13 protein-coding genes are annotated in these 13,919 nt (G+C 37.4%); 1 reads left to right on the top strand and 12 read right to left on the bottom strand.

Annotated features, from left to right (window positions below):
- Positions 1-73: 73 nt before the first annotated feature.
- From APS80_RS09800 to APS80_RS09755, 10 genes are all read right to left on the bottom strand, one after another.
- Positions 74-1,096 carry an alpha/beta hydrolase gene (locus tag APS80_RS09800; protein ID WP_059108077.1) on the bottom strand — a complete coding sequence of 341 codons (1,023 nt, stop codon included), beginning with the start codon at positions 1,094-1,096 and terminating at the stop codon, positions 74-76.
- Positions 1,097-1,319: 223 nt separating this feature from the next.
- Entirely contained in the window at positions 1,320-2,387 is a 1,068-nt protein-coding gene (locus APS80_RS09795) for a YkvI family membrane protein (RefSeq protein WP_059108076.1), read from the bottom strand.
- A 551-nt stretch (positions 2,388-2,938) separates the two neighbouring features.
- The gene (locus tag APS80_RS09790) at positions 2,939-3,439 is read right to left on the bottom strand and encodes a hypothetical protein (RefSeq protein ID WP_059108075.1); all 501 of its coding nucleotides are present in this window, start codon (positions 3,437-3,439) and stop codon (positions 2,939-2,941) included.
- Between the two features lie 135 nt (positions 3,440-3,574).
- Positions 3,575-3,949: a dihydroxyacetone kinase phosphoryl donor subunit DhaM gene (dhaM, locus tag APS80_RS09785; RefSeq protein ID WP_059108074.1), complete on the bottom strand. Its 375-nt coding sequence runs from the start codon at positions 3,947-3,949 to the stop codon at positions 3,575-3,577.
- A 1-nt stretch (position 3,950) separates the two neighbouring features.
- On the bottom strand, positions 3,951-4,526 hold the full coding sequence (gene dhaL, locus APS80_RS09780) for a dihydroxyacetone kinase subunit DhaL (RefSeq protein ID WP_059108073.1): 576 nt from the start codon (positions 4,524-4,526) through the stop codon (positions 3,951-3,953).
- A 12-nt stretch (positions 4,527-4,538) separates the two neighbouring features.
- Entirely contained in the window at positions 4,539-5,504 is a 966-nt protein-coding gene (gene dhaK, locus APS80_RS09775) for a dihydroxyacetone kinase subunit DhaK (RefSeq protein WP_059108072.1), read from the bottom strand.
- A gap of 186 nt (positions 5,505-5,690) precedes the next feature.
- Positions 5,691-6,707 carry a FecCD family ABC transporter permease gene (locus APS80_RS09770; RefSeq protein ID WP_059108071.1) on the bottom strand — a complete coding sequence of 339 codons (1,017 nt, stop codon included), beginning with the start codon at positions 6,705-6,707 and terminating at the stop codon, positions 5,691-5,693.
- Entirely contained in the window at positions 6,704-7,705 is a 1,002-nt protein-coding gene (locus tag APS80_RS09765; RefSeq protein WP_059108070.1) for a FecCD family ABC transporter permease, read from the bottom strand. Before APS80_RS09765 ends, APS80_RS09770 begins: the two co-directional genes overlap by 4 nt.
- A gap of 12 nt (positions 7,706-7,717) precedes the next feature.
- The gene (locus APS80_RS09760) at positions 7,718-8,521 is read right to left on the bottom strand and encodes an ABC transporter ATP-binding protein (protein WP_059108069.1); all 804 of its coding nucleotides are present in this window, start codon (positions 8,519-8,521) and stop codon (positions 7,718-7,720) included.
- 314 nt (positions 8,522-8,835) lie between these two features.
- Positions 8,836-10,161, bottom strand: coding sequence for an aminotransferase-like domain-containing protein (locus tag APS80_RS09755; protein WP_059108068.1), 1,326 nt, complete (start codon positions 10,159-10,161; stop codon positions 8,836-8,838).
- Between the two features lie 139 nt (positions 10,162-10,300).
- Between APS80_RS09755 and APS80_RS09750 the strand changes: the two genes are divergently transcribed.
- Positions 10,301-11,194, top strand: coding sequence for a DMT family transporter (locus APS80_RS09750; RefSeq protein WP_059108067.1), 894 nt, complete (start codon positions 10,301-10,303; stop codon positions 11,192-11,194).
- Positions 11,195-11,221: 27 nt separating this feature from the next.
- Here APS80_RS09750 and APS80_RS09745 read toward each other — a convergent pair whose 3' ends face one another.
- Both APS80_RS09745 and APS80_RS09740 read right to left on the bottom strand, forming a co-directional pair.
- Positions 11,222-12,058, bottom strand: a complete 837-nt coding sequence (locus tag APS80_RS09745) for a YitT family protein (protein ID WP_059108066.1) — start codon at positions 12,056-12,058, stop codon at positions 11,222-11,224.
- A 450-nt stretch (positions 12,059-12,508) separates the two neighbouring features.
- Positions 12,509-13,738 carry a NupC/NupG family nucleoside CNT transporter gene (locus APS80_RS09740; protein WP_059108065.1) on the bottom strand — a complete coding sequence of 410 codons (1,230 nt, stop codon included), beginning with the start codon at positions 13,736-13,738 and terminating at the stop codon, positions 12,509-12,511.
- Positions 13,739-13,919: the final 181 nt, after the last annotated feature.

Genomic DNA, 13,919 nt, shown 5'->3' with positions numbered 1-13,919 from the left:
TAAAAAACGCCCATCAAAGTGTTACGCGTTAGTGTAAACTTTGACGGACGTATTTTTTTACGCATTTTTAAAATTAATATGGATCTAATGTAACGCCTTCATCAGAGTCTGAAGATTGGTTTAATGTCGATGATGACGTGTTACGACTGAGAAACTTCAATGTTTCTTCAATGTTCCGTTTAGATTCTGGTAATTCTAAATGGAACTGATATTGATGTTTCAAATGGTGTGACCCATCATAAAAGAATGTCGATACTGGGATATTTTTCGCGTTTAACGCTTCATTAAATGACTGATTTTGACTGACGAATGGATCTGCATCTCCGACAGATAGAAACGTCGCTGGATAGTCTTCAGTTATATGGTTAATCGTAGACATTTGAGACAGATTTTTAAATTGTTTATCCCATGCATGCTCTCCGGTATAACTTTCCATAAATAATTGAATCCGTGGGAACTCAGTCGCCTTCACTGTCTTCATGTCATAAAACCCACCATAAAAGATCGCAGCTTTGATTGCATCAGGCTGGAACTGTTGTTCAAAGTGCATATTCTCACGCAATTTTTGATTGGTTTGCATCGCGATATACTGACTCGCCATTTGCGCGCCTGCAGAATCTCCGCCAATGACGACTTGATTAAAGTCAATCGGTAACTTGTGTGTATTCCGCTTCATAAAACGGACAGCCGCATCCATTTGTTGTAATTGAGTTGGATAACGATACTCCGGTGCTAAAGCATAATCTATATTTACGATGATATACCCTTGTTCCGCGATTTCTGCGAGTAAAGGGTTTTTATATTGCTTATCTCCTGCAATATAACCTCCCCCGTGAAGCCAAAAGATGATTGGGAGTTTATTATCTCGATCTAAATTCCGTGGCGTAATAATATCCAGACGACTATTCGGAATGGCTTCACTGTATGTAATGTCGATAAATGAATTCACTTTTTTATTATTGATTTGTACTTTCTGTTTTGTACCTTCATTCTTATGTACTTCATCATAATGATATTTTAAGCGTAACCCTGTCAATAAAGCCACGGCTAAAATGACACATATCGTAATGATCAGCCATTTACGTCTCTGCTGCATAAAAACCTTTCCTTTCGAAAGCATTGTATCACAATTTATTTTACGTTGATATGGTTAACGCAATACATATATCTAGTCTATGTGACTTTAAGCTGACATTCAAAAATTTATATAAGACAATGGTGCCCGCATTACTATCAAACAACAAAAAAGCTCAAAGCGTAATCTCTTACACTTTGAGCTTTCTACTTAAGATACATCTTATCTCAATATTGCTCTAACATTAAGCAATGAAGTTTTTGTTTTTACGTTTACGTAGGTAATATTTGATAAGGACGCCGATAACAACGATTAAGCCTACATAACCCATGATTGGGTATAATTTATCGACAAGTCCATCGAATCCTACGAAGCTTAGAACGTATGCTGCTAATACCATTACGATAATGAAGATATGGTATTTTTTAGAATACGGTTCTGTAAATCTTGAAGCAAATGAGTACATTAGTCCAAGAATTGTATTGTACATCACTGCCAACATGATGACAGATAAGATAATTGCAATCCAAGGATGGATGCTATTCGCTAATGACAATGTAGGAATTGATGCGTCTTTGATTGCTGGATATTCAGATTGTAATGCAAAGTTGATAAGTGCGAGTAATACCATGTATACCACACCACCGAATAATGCACCCGCACCTGAAACAAGTTTACCAGATGCGTCACCGCCGATTGCAACGACAGTACTGAATCCAACTGCGAATGCTAAACCACCATAGTTAATACCATAGAGGATAGCTAACCAAGGACTGTCATTTTCAACTACATCGTTAACTTGGTTTAATCCTATATCGCCGTTGAATAAATAATAAGCTGCGATAATCACAACTAAAATGATTAAGAATGGTGTAACAACACCTAAAGCACGAACGATTTTTTCAAAGTCCATTAATAATGTGATATAAATGATACCTACCATGATTAATGAACCTAACCATGTTGGAATGTTAAAACTTTCTTCAAATGTTGATCCTGCTCCGGCAATCATTGTTACTGAAATACCGAATAGGAAGAAAACTAATAGATAGTCTACAACTTTACCTAAACCATTACCGAATAAATAAGTTAATGTAGACTCATGATTGGTAGCATCGAATGCTGAACCAATTTTAGCAACTTGTCGGCCGATAAATCCGAGAATTAATCCAGATAGGATAACACCGACATATGCCCATAGTCCATATTGTGAGAAGAATTGCATGACTTCTTGTCCGGTAGAGAAACCGGCGCCGACTACAATCCCCACATAAGCAAAACCAATTTTTATTGCTTCTTTATTAAAGCCCATGTATTTTTTTACCTCCTCATAGTCAACACATTAAAATATTATAACGTACTAACAACATAATGCAATGCTAACAAGTGTATTTTTACATAATTGCACTTAGTGAAGTTTACAAAATACATTAAAATTTAATTTTAAATAATCTCTTTCAAGTAATAAAAATAAACTCAAAATATTACGGATTACCTTAATAGAGGTAACGAGGCAATTTACGTTTTTATAACTATACATTATACCGAATATTTACCAGGATGTTTGAGAAAATTCACACATTTATAAAAGTGTAAAATTTCCACCCTAAAAATTTCATTTCCGTCCATCTTTGGACGTATTTGCCTCTCTCTTTTTTTAATTTTGACTGTGATTTTATCTTCAACAATGGTATATTTTAACTCAAAATTTCTTGTGATAGCCATTCACATTAAAATAACGCCCTGATCGTCAACCGATGAGGTTAACGTTGAGGGCGTTCCATCTTCATTCTGATTTAAATCTCTATTCATTTTTCTCATAAGTAGGCGCAACTCATTGTAATTCGCTTTTACAAGAAACAATCAGTCCGTATTTTTGAATTGGGCTAACTCATTAAAGTCAACTACGACTTGATCAAGACGTTTCGCAGTAACTTTCACTACATTACGCGCCACGTTGTTTGATGGGTCTAATTTTAAAATTTGTCGTGCGACTTCTAACGCATGTTTATCAGAAATCACTGGTTCTGGTACTGCGTGAAGTAACAACATTTGAAGTAAACTTTTAACTTCTTTACCGTCAGTTAACTGGATAGAAGACTCTGCATGATAGTAAGCTGAATCTAAAGCACCTTTAAATTCACTCAACGGATACACGAGAAGTAAGAAAGCCAAATCGTGTAATTCAGCAGTTTCTTCTTCTTTCATCATATCTAATACACATGTGTAAAACATTGTACTTTCGACTTCATGCGCACTAGAAATAAATGCTTCTTCAAAATCCATAAAATCTGTTTCGGACATTAAGCGCTTTACAGACTCAAATTCGCCGTTTAAGACATGTTTTTTTATTAAATCTTTCATGGCTCTTTGTCCTCCTACTTTTCATTTCTCTTACAATCAATCTACATTCTATCATATTTTGCTATATTAATCATTTGTTAACTGAATGATTCTTAAATTTTTTGTTTCTAAAATTGTTTTATAACATCATATAACTTATTGACTGCTCTTAGGAAAATTGTTGTCTAATTCATCGAGGACTTCATCAATAGAAGCACCAAGGGAGAGTTTCACTGCAGCTGTAAAACTACCTTCCACAATAGGTGATTCTACTTTTACAATACGTTGCGAACCTTGATAAAGCTCAAGTGACATATCTAAATTCATTCCTGCTGAACCGATGTCGTAAAAGCAAATCGCATCATCATTTAAGCCATCAATCATTTGTTGAATCACTTCATATGAAGTTCCAATCTCTCCTTGATGACCACCTTGACCCACCATTTCTACATTGGAAACCATTTGTTGTAATATTGCTTTCGTACCTTGAGCCACTTGATCACTATGGCTCACCAATACAATACTTGTCATATTACTCATCTCCTATTAATGCGTTTAAAATATAAACACTACTTTGAGCTCCTGGATCGATATGTCCTAAAGATTCCTCTTTAAAATAAGCTGCTCTCCCTTTTGTCGCTTCGATCTCTTTCGTTTCATCAGCGAAGTATTGAAGTTTTTTAAGAGAGACTGTTTGATCTTCTGCGACTGCTTGACGTGCACGTTCAATGACATCAAACATTGTTTTTTCATTTAAAGTTACTTTACCCCGTTGTGCCACAGCGTCAGAAAAAGCTTGTAATAGTTCTTTTAAATTGGCTCTATCGATCTCATCATGGACAACTTGTGCCATTTTCACAAAGCTAAAGCCATATAAAGGTCCAGACGCTCCACCTACTTGTGACATGAGCGTCATACCTACCGATTTAAATAACTCAGCCATTGAACTATCGTTGAGCTTCGAAGGGAGGGCTTGAAATCCTCTCAACATATTCACACCATGATCCCCGTCACCGATTGCTCGATCAAGCTCAGTTAAGAGAGAAGCTTGGTCTTCAAATACGTCTCCTAATTGAATAAAGCGTTCTTTCATTTCATGTACATCCATGCATGACACTCCTTATTTAAAATATTGGCTCTCTGAGCGTGCAGTTAATGCGGTTAATTGATCATCCGTCACAGGTGCAAGTGTAAGTGACACACCTTGCATATCGAGTGACGTCATATAATCTCCGACAAACCAATGTTGCACCTTGATTTCATGTTGGTCTAATAATTCGGCAGTATACTTCGTTACAATGTTGAGTTCAGATAGTGGCGTACCACCCATGCCGTTTACCATTACTACAACCTGCTTCGTGTCCACTTCTTTTAATAATGTATCAAGGAGACGTTGAACAACCTCATCGACAGATTGCATCGGTTCTTTAGAGATTCCTCTTTCACCATGAATGCCGATACCTAATTCCATTTCATCTTCAGCTATATCAAAGCCATATTGTTCTGTTGTCGGTACGTAAGGCGCAGTGAGGGCCATACCAATCGATTTGATGCCTTCATTAAACGCAGTAACTTTGTCTTTAATATATGATAAGCTTTGACCTTGTTCAGCTAAATACCCTGCATATTTGTGCACGAGTACGGTACCAGCGACACCTCTTCGTTGTTCCACATTGCTCACAGCGACATCATCTCGAACCACTACCATTTCAACAGGGATGTCTTCCATTTCTGCCATTTCTTGAGCCATTTCAAAGTTCATGACGTCACCGGCGTAGTTTTTTACAATCAGTAACACCCCGTCGCCAGTATTTACAGATTTGATCGCGCTTAATATTTTATCTGGAGTCGGCGAAGTAAAAATCTCACCACATACAGCCGCGTCTAACATGCCCTCAGCCACATAGCCAGCATGCGCGGGTTCATGACCGCTTCCTCCTCCTGAAATGATAGCGACACCTGTTTGTTTTTGTTGTGCCCTTACAACGACTGTATCTTCAATCACTGTTACCGTATCATCTTGTATATCTAAACCTGCTAACATATCTTTAATCATTTGTTCACGTGCTTTGATTAATTTTTTCATACTCCTAACCTCCTCCAATCTAAGTTGTTTATAGTATACCTCAATTACAGTCCATCATACGAATTTCACTGTGAACGCTTTCTTAAAAACTAAATCCATTTAAGTCAATTCATTTTCCAATTCAACGCAAAAATACAAAAAAGCGATTGAGACACTTTAAAGTAAGGTCTCAACCGCTGAATAGCACTAAACTGATCTTGTTTTATACATTAAATATAAGAAGTAAGGGGCACCAATCACGGCAACCACAATACCCGCGGGCACGCCTGAAGGTTGTAAAATCACTTTACCTACTGTATCGGCAAAGACTAACAGACAGGCACCCACTAAAATACAAATCGGTAGGAATAATTGGTGGCGTGGTCCAACAATTGACTTCGCAATGTGAGGTCCCATTAAACCGATAAAGCCGATTGAACCTGCTACTGAAACAGCAGCTGATGATAAGACTACGGCTGTAATTAACAACACAAAGCGTTCAATACTCACGCGAACACCAACACCTTGCGCAACAAATTCATGCGTGTTTAATAAGTTTAAGACATTGGATTTCGCAAATAAAAATGGAACGATAATCAATACCCATGGTAAAAATGCGAGGACAAAGGCCCACTCATCTCCCCAAATATTACCTGCGAACCAAGTCGCAATAAATTCAGCTTGGTCTTCATCAAACTTAGCCATTAGTGTCAATGAAGCACCGGTTAACCCTGTCGCTAAACCGACACCGATTAACACCATGCTGGAAGGGGTAATCCCTTTACCTTTGTTATAACTCAAGCCAAATATAATGAGAGAGGTGATGATACCACCGATTAAGCTCACTAAAGGTAAGACGTAAACAAAAGTGCTTGGATCGATATGACCAATCGTGATAAATAATGCAATCGCAAAGCCACTACCCGCGTTGATACCGAGTATGCCTGGTTCAGCTAACGGATTACGCGTGATACTTTGAATAATTGCACCACTCATCGCGAGGGCAGCACCTACGAGTAATGTGATGAGCATTCTCGGCATTCTGAAATCAAGTAATATTAAATTTTCAGTATACTCCCCTTGTCCGAGGATCGTATGTAAAATCTGTTGAAACGTTAATTTGTATTCCCCAGAGGTCATACTCCAGATAACTGCGGCAATCAAGAGCACAATTAGGATCAAAATCGCCATGCGTTGTTTGGCTTTAATCTTAGGATCAATCATGCTGCGCGACCTCCTTTCTTAACAAGATATAAGAAGTAAGGTACGCCGATAAATGAGATGATTGCGCCCATAGGTGCTTCACCTAACATACGCGCAAGGGTATCTGTGACTAGGACGAGTAACGCACCTAATAACGCAGTCATAGGTATAACACGACTATAATCCGTGCCTACTAAGTAACGTACAATGTGTGGCACGATCAATCCTACGAATGCGACCTGACCGACCATCGCTACAGCAATCCCTGCTAAGATCATAGATAATACGAGGGATACGCCACGTATGAGTGATACATTTTGTCCTAACCCTTTCGCAAGCGACTCACCTAAGTTTAAAATCGTTAATTGTTTACTCATTACGAGAATACAAATGAGGGCAATCAAAATAAACGGTGTCGACCAAAAGAGTTGATTCCAATTTGTACCGGAAACACCACCTGCTGTCCAGAAGGTAAGGTCTTGGTTAATTCTAAAGGCTAATGCGATCCCTTGACTCAGTGCTGTTAACATCGCACTGACAGCCGCACCAGCTAAAATAATACGCATCGGGTTAAAACCGTCACTTCGGGCGCGACCCATCATGAGTACAATCGTACCCCCAAGCATTGCGCCTAAAAATCCTGCAAACATGAGCACAAGAAATGGCGCTGCGGGGAAAAATCCGAGCGTCAGCGCCAACATGAAAAGCGCACCTGAGTTTAGTCCAATCAATCCTGGGTCTGCTAAGCTATTCTTCGTTACGCCTTGAATGACAGCCCCAGCTGTGGCGAGTGATACGCCAACTAAGAGTGCGCCTATATCTCGAGGGATACGAATTTCACTAATAATATTATGCTGTTGATTTGTCACATCATAGTGGAATATTGCATCCATAATCGTTGAAATATGGATATCTGCTGCGCCATAAGTAATAGAAAAAATTAATGCCACAACCAACAGTATCGCTGTTACAATCAATGTTGTTATAAAATGAAAATTCCCTTTATTGTTCGTCTGCATTTCATCGTGTCCTTATACTTTGGAATATCTCTTGCGGCATAAATCATACGTCATTAACATCGGTTTACTATTACGTGGATCAATGCTAATCTCAACATCTATATCAAAAACTTGTTCTAAGATTTCTTTCGTCAACACTTGTTCAGTGCTGCCTTCTGCCACAATGCTACCGTCTTTCATCGTGATTAAATGATCTGAAAAACGAATGGCTTGATTAATATCATGTAAGACCATCACGATGGTACAGCCTTGTTCTTGATTAAGTTGAGTCACCAGTTCTAATATTTCCAATTGGTGCGCAATATCTAGATATGTGGTTGGTTCGTCTAAGAAGATAATATCCGTACCTTGAGCAATAGCCATTGCAATCCAAACACGTTGGCGTTGACCACCACTCAAATCATTGATGGAACGATAACGGAATTGATCTGTTCCAGTGACAGACATCGCCCAATCTATTTGTTGTTTATCTTCTGCGGTTAAACGACCAAATCCTTTTTGATGTGGAAAACGACCATAAGAGACTAACTCTCCTACTGTTAACCCATCAGCAACTTCTGGTGATTGTGGTAAAATCGCAATTTTTTTCGCCACTTCTTTTGTAGATTGACGATTGATATCTTCACCATCTAAGTACACTTCACCTTTTTTAGGTGCAAGCAAACGAGAAAGTGCTTTTAATAATGTAGATTTCCCACAACCATTTGGCCCAATGATAGAAGTAATTTTACCATCAGGGATTTGTACATCTAAATTATCGACTATGATGTTATCGCCATAACCTATTGTAACCTCTCTACCATTTAAACGAGTCATACTCATCTTTCCTCCCAAAGCAATTGAATTCTAAGCTGTGATAAAGGTAACATTCCTATTCTTCTATACCTTCTTAAGGTTATAGGTTGATCTTTGCTTATATATAAAATTTGAACTGTGTGCCAAATACAATATTTATCTCAATCATCGTTATGCTATTCATAATTTCTAACAGCAACTGATAATCATTATCATAGGGTGTATTATAGCATCTTTTAATCCTATTGGCTAATCTAAAATTCAATTTTTATGGGTCTTACATGGTATAAAGTTTGAAACAATGTTTGCGCTTACATATCGATTGTGGTCTGCTTTTAAAATATTTGATTATGACGGATCGCTTGTCGTATAAGGCGTAAGCCTGGATCAATTTGATCTTCTGCAATACGTGTCGTATTAAGTTTTAAAAATTTATCCCTATCAGGAAATCCCGGCATATAATTTTTTCGATAATCATCTACCCCGATGCCTAACTTTTCAAAGTCTCGATACAATCCAGTCATATTGATACGTTTGGGTAATTTAATCACCGTGTGTAATTTATTGTTATCGTTATACTGATAATGATGAAAATAACGCTTTAAAGCTTGCTGTAATATTTTCACTTTTTGGCGGTGTTTCGAGATGACGTTATTTTTATGCGTATCATAAAGGCCGCTTTGTATAAATGTCTGCATCATCAATTGACTTAACGTATTCGTTTGAATGTCTGCAATTTCTTTCATCTTGATAAATGGTTCGCTTAATTTCTCAGGTAGTACAGCGAATCCTAATCTTTGCCCAGGGAACATGATTTTCGAAAAGCTTTTTAAATAAATGACGCATTGTTGATCATCTAATTCGTAGAGAGATTTGTATGCATTATGATGTTCAAAATCACCGAGATAATCATCTTCTATCATATAAAAATGATATTGATGGGCAAGTCGGATGAGTTTAATCTTGTCCGCCTCAGAAATCGTCGTGCCGAGCGGATTGTGTAGGCGTGGCATTAAATAAACATAATCAAGTTGTGTACGCTGGACCACCTTTTCAAAAGCGTCCATATCAAATGCTTCTAAATGTCTTCCGTATGTCGCATAATTCAAATCCAACCTTTCGATGAGGTTCACCATCTGATGATACGTGGGTTGCTCGATTAATATTTTGTCATGGTTGGTCTTCATCATGAGTGCTAAGAGATGTAGTGCTTGTTGGGTACCACTCGTAATCACAATTTGATCCGTTTTCGCAAAGATATGTTGATCGGCTAATAATGATTGAAACGACTGTTTCAACGACGTCTGTCCCGTCACATCACCATACGTAAATAAATCTTCTTTTTCATTCTTAAATGCGATCTCTAAACAGTGAACATAATGCGCCATAGGAAAATCAGTCCACGACGTCGATGCTGTTGAAAAATCATAAACCGAATGGGATTCCATTTTTTCAACGTGATTGGGTATAATAAAGTAACCTGAATGGGGTTTGTTATAAATCTTATTCGCTTGAATCAATAATTGTAACGCTTGATTAATTGTAGACTGGCTCGCACGAAACATCGTCATTAGTGATCTGATCGTTGGTAGACGATCTCGATAACGCCCTTCATCTATCAATTGAGACAATGTACTCGCAATCGTTTGATATTTATTCATCACAGACCTCCTTTTTCTAACCTATCCGTTTGTAGAGAAATCCATACGACTCAATAGTAATTTGTATCGATACATTTGATTCATTTCATCTCCTAAATAGCGTCTCATTCCATTATGTTATATCTAAAGGAGGTTCCGCATGAAAGATCATAAAGCACTCATTGCTGCATTTGTATTTTCTGTTATTATCGGTTTATCCTTTATGTTTGTGAAAATATCGATCGAGTTCGAAAGCCAAATCTTAATTTTGGCGCAACGTTTTACCTTTGCCTTTATTGGTGTGCTCGTATTCTTTATATTTAAACCATTATCTTTAAAATTAAATATTAAAGAACTCATGCTTGTCATTGTTATTTCTATTTTTTATCCAGTTATTTTCTTTAGTAGCCAAATCTATGGGCTCAGTCAGTCTACAGTGACTGAAGCTGGTATTATCCAAGCTGTGGCTCCCGCAATCACGGTATTGTTAGGCATTTTATTTTTAAAGGAAGCTGTAAGCAAGGCACAGTTGATTGGTATTCTTCTAAGCATTGCTGGTGTCATCTTTCTCCAACTGATGAATGTCCAAGATGTCAACGAACTGCATTTCGTGGGTAACTTGTTCATTTTACTTTCAGTCTTTGCTACAGCGATTTGGCAAGTGTTATCCCGGCATGTTTCACAACAGATCGCCCCTATTAAAATAACGATTTATATCATGTTGATTGGTTTCATATTTTTTAATGTAGTGTATTTCTTCAGTGGCGGCACATTCTCAAATTACGGACAGTCATTGACTCAGATCCCTTATCTTGCTTCATTAATTTTCCTTGGCGTACTCTCAACATTTGGTACATCATTACTCTCTATCTACGCCGTCTCTCAATTGCCAGTGATACAAGTGACAGTATTTAATAATTTAGCTACACTCATCACAATCCTATCTGGCATATTATTATTGAATGAACCGTTCCATGTTTATCATATCGTAGGCGCAGCAATCATAATAATAGGAGTGGTATTTGTTAATATGCCAAAACAACACCACTCCTAAACTGTTCGTATTTCGTTTTAAAATAAACTAATGTTCCTCGACTAAGAAACCATTACCATAGACATCACGTACATCGTGAATCACGATAAACGCATTGTTATCGATTTTCTTAATAATGCGTTTCGCTTTTGTGATTTGCGTTTTCGTAATAACCACATAGAGGACATCTTTTTCTTCTTTTGTATAATAACCACGGCCATTTAATAAAGTAAGTCCACGACCGACTTGTTCATCAATCGCTTTGGCTACTGCATCAGGCCGACTAGATATAATCGTAAGCGCCTTTTTCGTATTTAAACCTTCGATCACGTACTCCATGACTTTCGTACCGATATATAATGAAATAACTGTCACGAGCGCACTTGAAATCGGAATGACTGTCGTAGAAATTAACACGACAATTAAGTCAAAGAATAGCAACGCATACGGTGTACTAATATCTAAATATTTTGTCGCTATACGTGCTAAAATCGTTGTACCTGCTGTGGTGCCCCCTGCAAGTACAATGATTCCAATCCCAAGACCGACACAACTTCCGCCGAACACTGCATTCACGATGACATTACCTGTTTCGATATGCCATCCTTCTGTTAAACTCAAAAAGACTGATATTAATACCGTGGCGACAATCGTCAAATACATACTGCGTTTACTTATAAATTTATAGCCTACCACAATTAATATCGCATTTAACACAAAGTTGGTAATCCCTGTTGAAAGTCCAAAAGCATAATAAAGTACGATGGCTAAACCTGTGACCCCGCCTTCACCGAGGTTACCAGAAATGATAAACAAATTGACCCCCGCTGAAAAGACAAACGAGCCAAGTACGACGAGGATAATATCGCGTACTAATTTTTTCATGTTCGACGTCCCCTTTTAAATTATATTAATCAATTGAATATTAGCAAAAATTAGTAAAAACCACAATAGCGCCCATTTAACGCTGCTCTATGATAAAGACGAACATTAGAATTTATTTTGCTAAATTTCTGAATTTTCCGTTTACGTATTGTGAGAGATTTGCTATAATAAATTTTAACTTCTTGCTGAGCATGTTCAGCAAGGAGCCATCTCCTTTGTGTTGTTTATAGTAACAAACAAATTTTTGCTCAACGTATGTAAATGTGACTTAGTCCTTCGCGTTTACATACCATTAATTCATTTCCCGTAAAGCCAAGTAATGATGAACGTGTCTCCTCACTTCATTGTCTTGGCTTTAATTTTTTAACATAATAAATGACATATTAAAAGACCATTAAGGTGTTAATGAACGTCCTTAATGGCCTTTTTTATTTTATGTCTATTCAGTTCTTACCAAGCAAACAATCCTACAAAGCCAGCAGTCATGAGTGATACGAGGATACCTGATAACAATAGCATTGGAACGTATTTCGCAATGAAATCGGATGCTTTCTTATCAACAATACCTTTTAACGTACCTACAATCATACCGATGGTTGAGAAGTTCGCAAATGAAATTAAGAATGTGGTTAAGACAGCTTTTCTATGTGGTGAATAACTATCGATAACATCTTTAATTTCTTGCATAACCACAAATTCGTTGGTTACGATTTTTTTCGCCATTTGTTGAGCGACCATCCATGCTTCGTCCCAAGGTAAACCTAGGAGTAACGCAAATGGATACATGAATACACCAAGAATTTGGTCTAAACCAAAGCCTTTTTCGAAACCTAAACCATTAGCTACAAGACCTGTAAGTAGTTGAATCACACGGTCTAGTAAATCTGATAAGGCTACGAAACTGATAAGGAATGCGATGATAATTAAGATCAATTTACCAGCACCAAGTACTGAATCTCCTAAGAATGAGAAGAACGGTTGACGCTCTACTTCTTCGTTTTCAATACTATAGATGACATCTTCTTTTTCTTCTAAAGTAACTGGGTTTAAAATCGCAGTCACAATCAGCGCATTGATGATGTTAAGCGGAATCGCCGTTAATACGAGATCCCCTGGCACCATCGTTACATAAGCGCCGACAATCGCCCCTGATACAGAACTCATTGCCATCATCGCAACGGTAAGTACTCGTGTTTCTTTCATACGTTTTAATTGTTCGTTAGAAACAGCTAATGCTTCAGTATTACCTAAGAACATCATTTCAACGCCGAAGAAAGATTCGAATTTAGGTTGGCGTGTAATTTTTGCGAGTAACCAACCAATACCACCCATTAATTTAGGGAGGATATTAAAGTACATCAAGATATCGAATAACGGTACTACGAGTAAGATTGGGAATAGCGCGCTGATCGCCATATCCATATCTTCCCTATTTACGAAACTTGGGAATGCTGAACCTGTCCCAGCATGTGCAGAATCAATCACCCAAGAAATCCCATTTGCTAATCCTTCAACTGCATTTTTACCATAAGGGAAGTAGATGAAGAACCAAGCAAGAATCAAGTTAAGTACGACTAAAATCCCAACTGAGCTCCAATGGATGTCTTTTCTACTTCTAGAAAATATGTAAGCAATACCTAGAAATACCAACAACCCAATGATATTAATAACTAAAAACATGTGTTTTTTCCCACCATTCTTTTTTCAAAAAATTGAAGTTAATCAATAAAACAAGTAACAACGATATGTATTGCATTATGAGTTAAAGAAGTACTTAGACTATCTCTAATGATGAAAGTTGATATAAATGTGAATGACAACGATGATTTTTTCTCTCTCAAACTCACTCAACTATTATAAC

This window comes from Staphylococcus auricularis (assembly GCF_001500315.1).
Classification (GTDB): domain Bacteria; phylum Bacillota; class Bacilli; order Staphylococcales; family Staphylococcaceae; genus Staphylococcus; species Staphylococcus auricularis.
The sequence above is the reverse complement of the archived record's forward strand: the minus strand, read 5'-3'. Positions and strand labels throughout refer to the sequence as shown.

Coding starts and splice junctions, on each gene's coding strand:
- APS80_RS09740 (WP_059108065.1), bottom strand. CDS start 13,738: ATGTTTTTAGTTATTAATATCATTGGGTTGTTGGTATTTCTAGGTATT.
- dhaM (WP_059108074.1), bottom strand. CDS start 3,949: ATGACAAGTATTGTATTGGTGAGCCATAGTGATCAAGTGGCTCAAGGT.
- APS80_RS09765 (WP_059108070.1), bottom strand. CDS start 7,705: ATGCAGACGAACAATAAAGGGAATTTTCATTTTATAACAACATTGATT.
- dhaL (WP_059108073.1), bottom strand. CDS start 4,526: ATGGATGTACATGAAATGAAAGAACGCTTTATTCAATTAGGAGACGTA.
- APS80_RS09800 (WP_059108077.1), bottom strand. CDS start 1,096: ATGCAGCAGAGACGTAAATGGCTGATCATTACGATATGTGTCATTTTA.
- APS80_RS09745 (WP_059108066.1), bottom strand. CDS start 12,058: ATGAAAAAATTAGTACGCGATATTATCCTCGTCGTACTTGGCTCGTTT.
- APS80_RS09770 (WP_059108071.1), bottom strand. CDS start 6,707: ATGATTGATCCTAAGATTAAAGCCAAACAACGCATGGCGATTTTGATC.
- dhaK (WP_059108072.1), bottom strand. CDS start 5,504: ATGAAAAAATTAATCAAAGCACGTGAACAAATGATTAAAGATATGTTA.
- APS80_RS09760 (WP_059108069.1), bottom strand. CDS start 8,521: ATGACTCGTTTAAATGGTAGAGAGGTTACAATAGGTTATGGCGATAAC.
- APS80_RS09750 (WP_059108067.1), top strand. CDS start 10,301: ATGAAAGATCATAAAGCACTCATTGCTGCATTTGTATTTTCTGTTATT.
- APS80_RS09790 (WP_059108075.1), bottom strand. CDS start 3,439: ATGAAAGATTTAATAAAAAAACATGTCTTAAACGGCGAATTTGAGTCT.
- APS80_RS09795 (WP_059108076.1), bottom strand. CDS start 2,387: ATGGGCTTTAATAAAGAAGCAATAAAAATTGGTTTTGCTTATGTGGGG.
- APS80_RS09755 (WP_059108068.1), bottom strand. CDS start 10,161: ATGAATAAATATCAAACGATTGCGAGTACATTGTCTCAATTGATAGAT.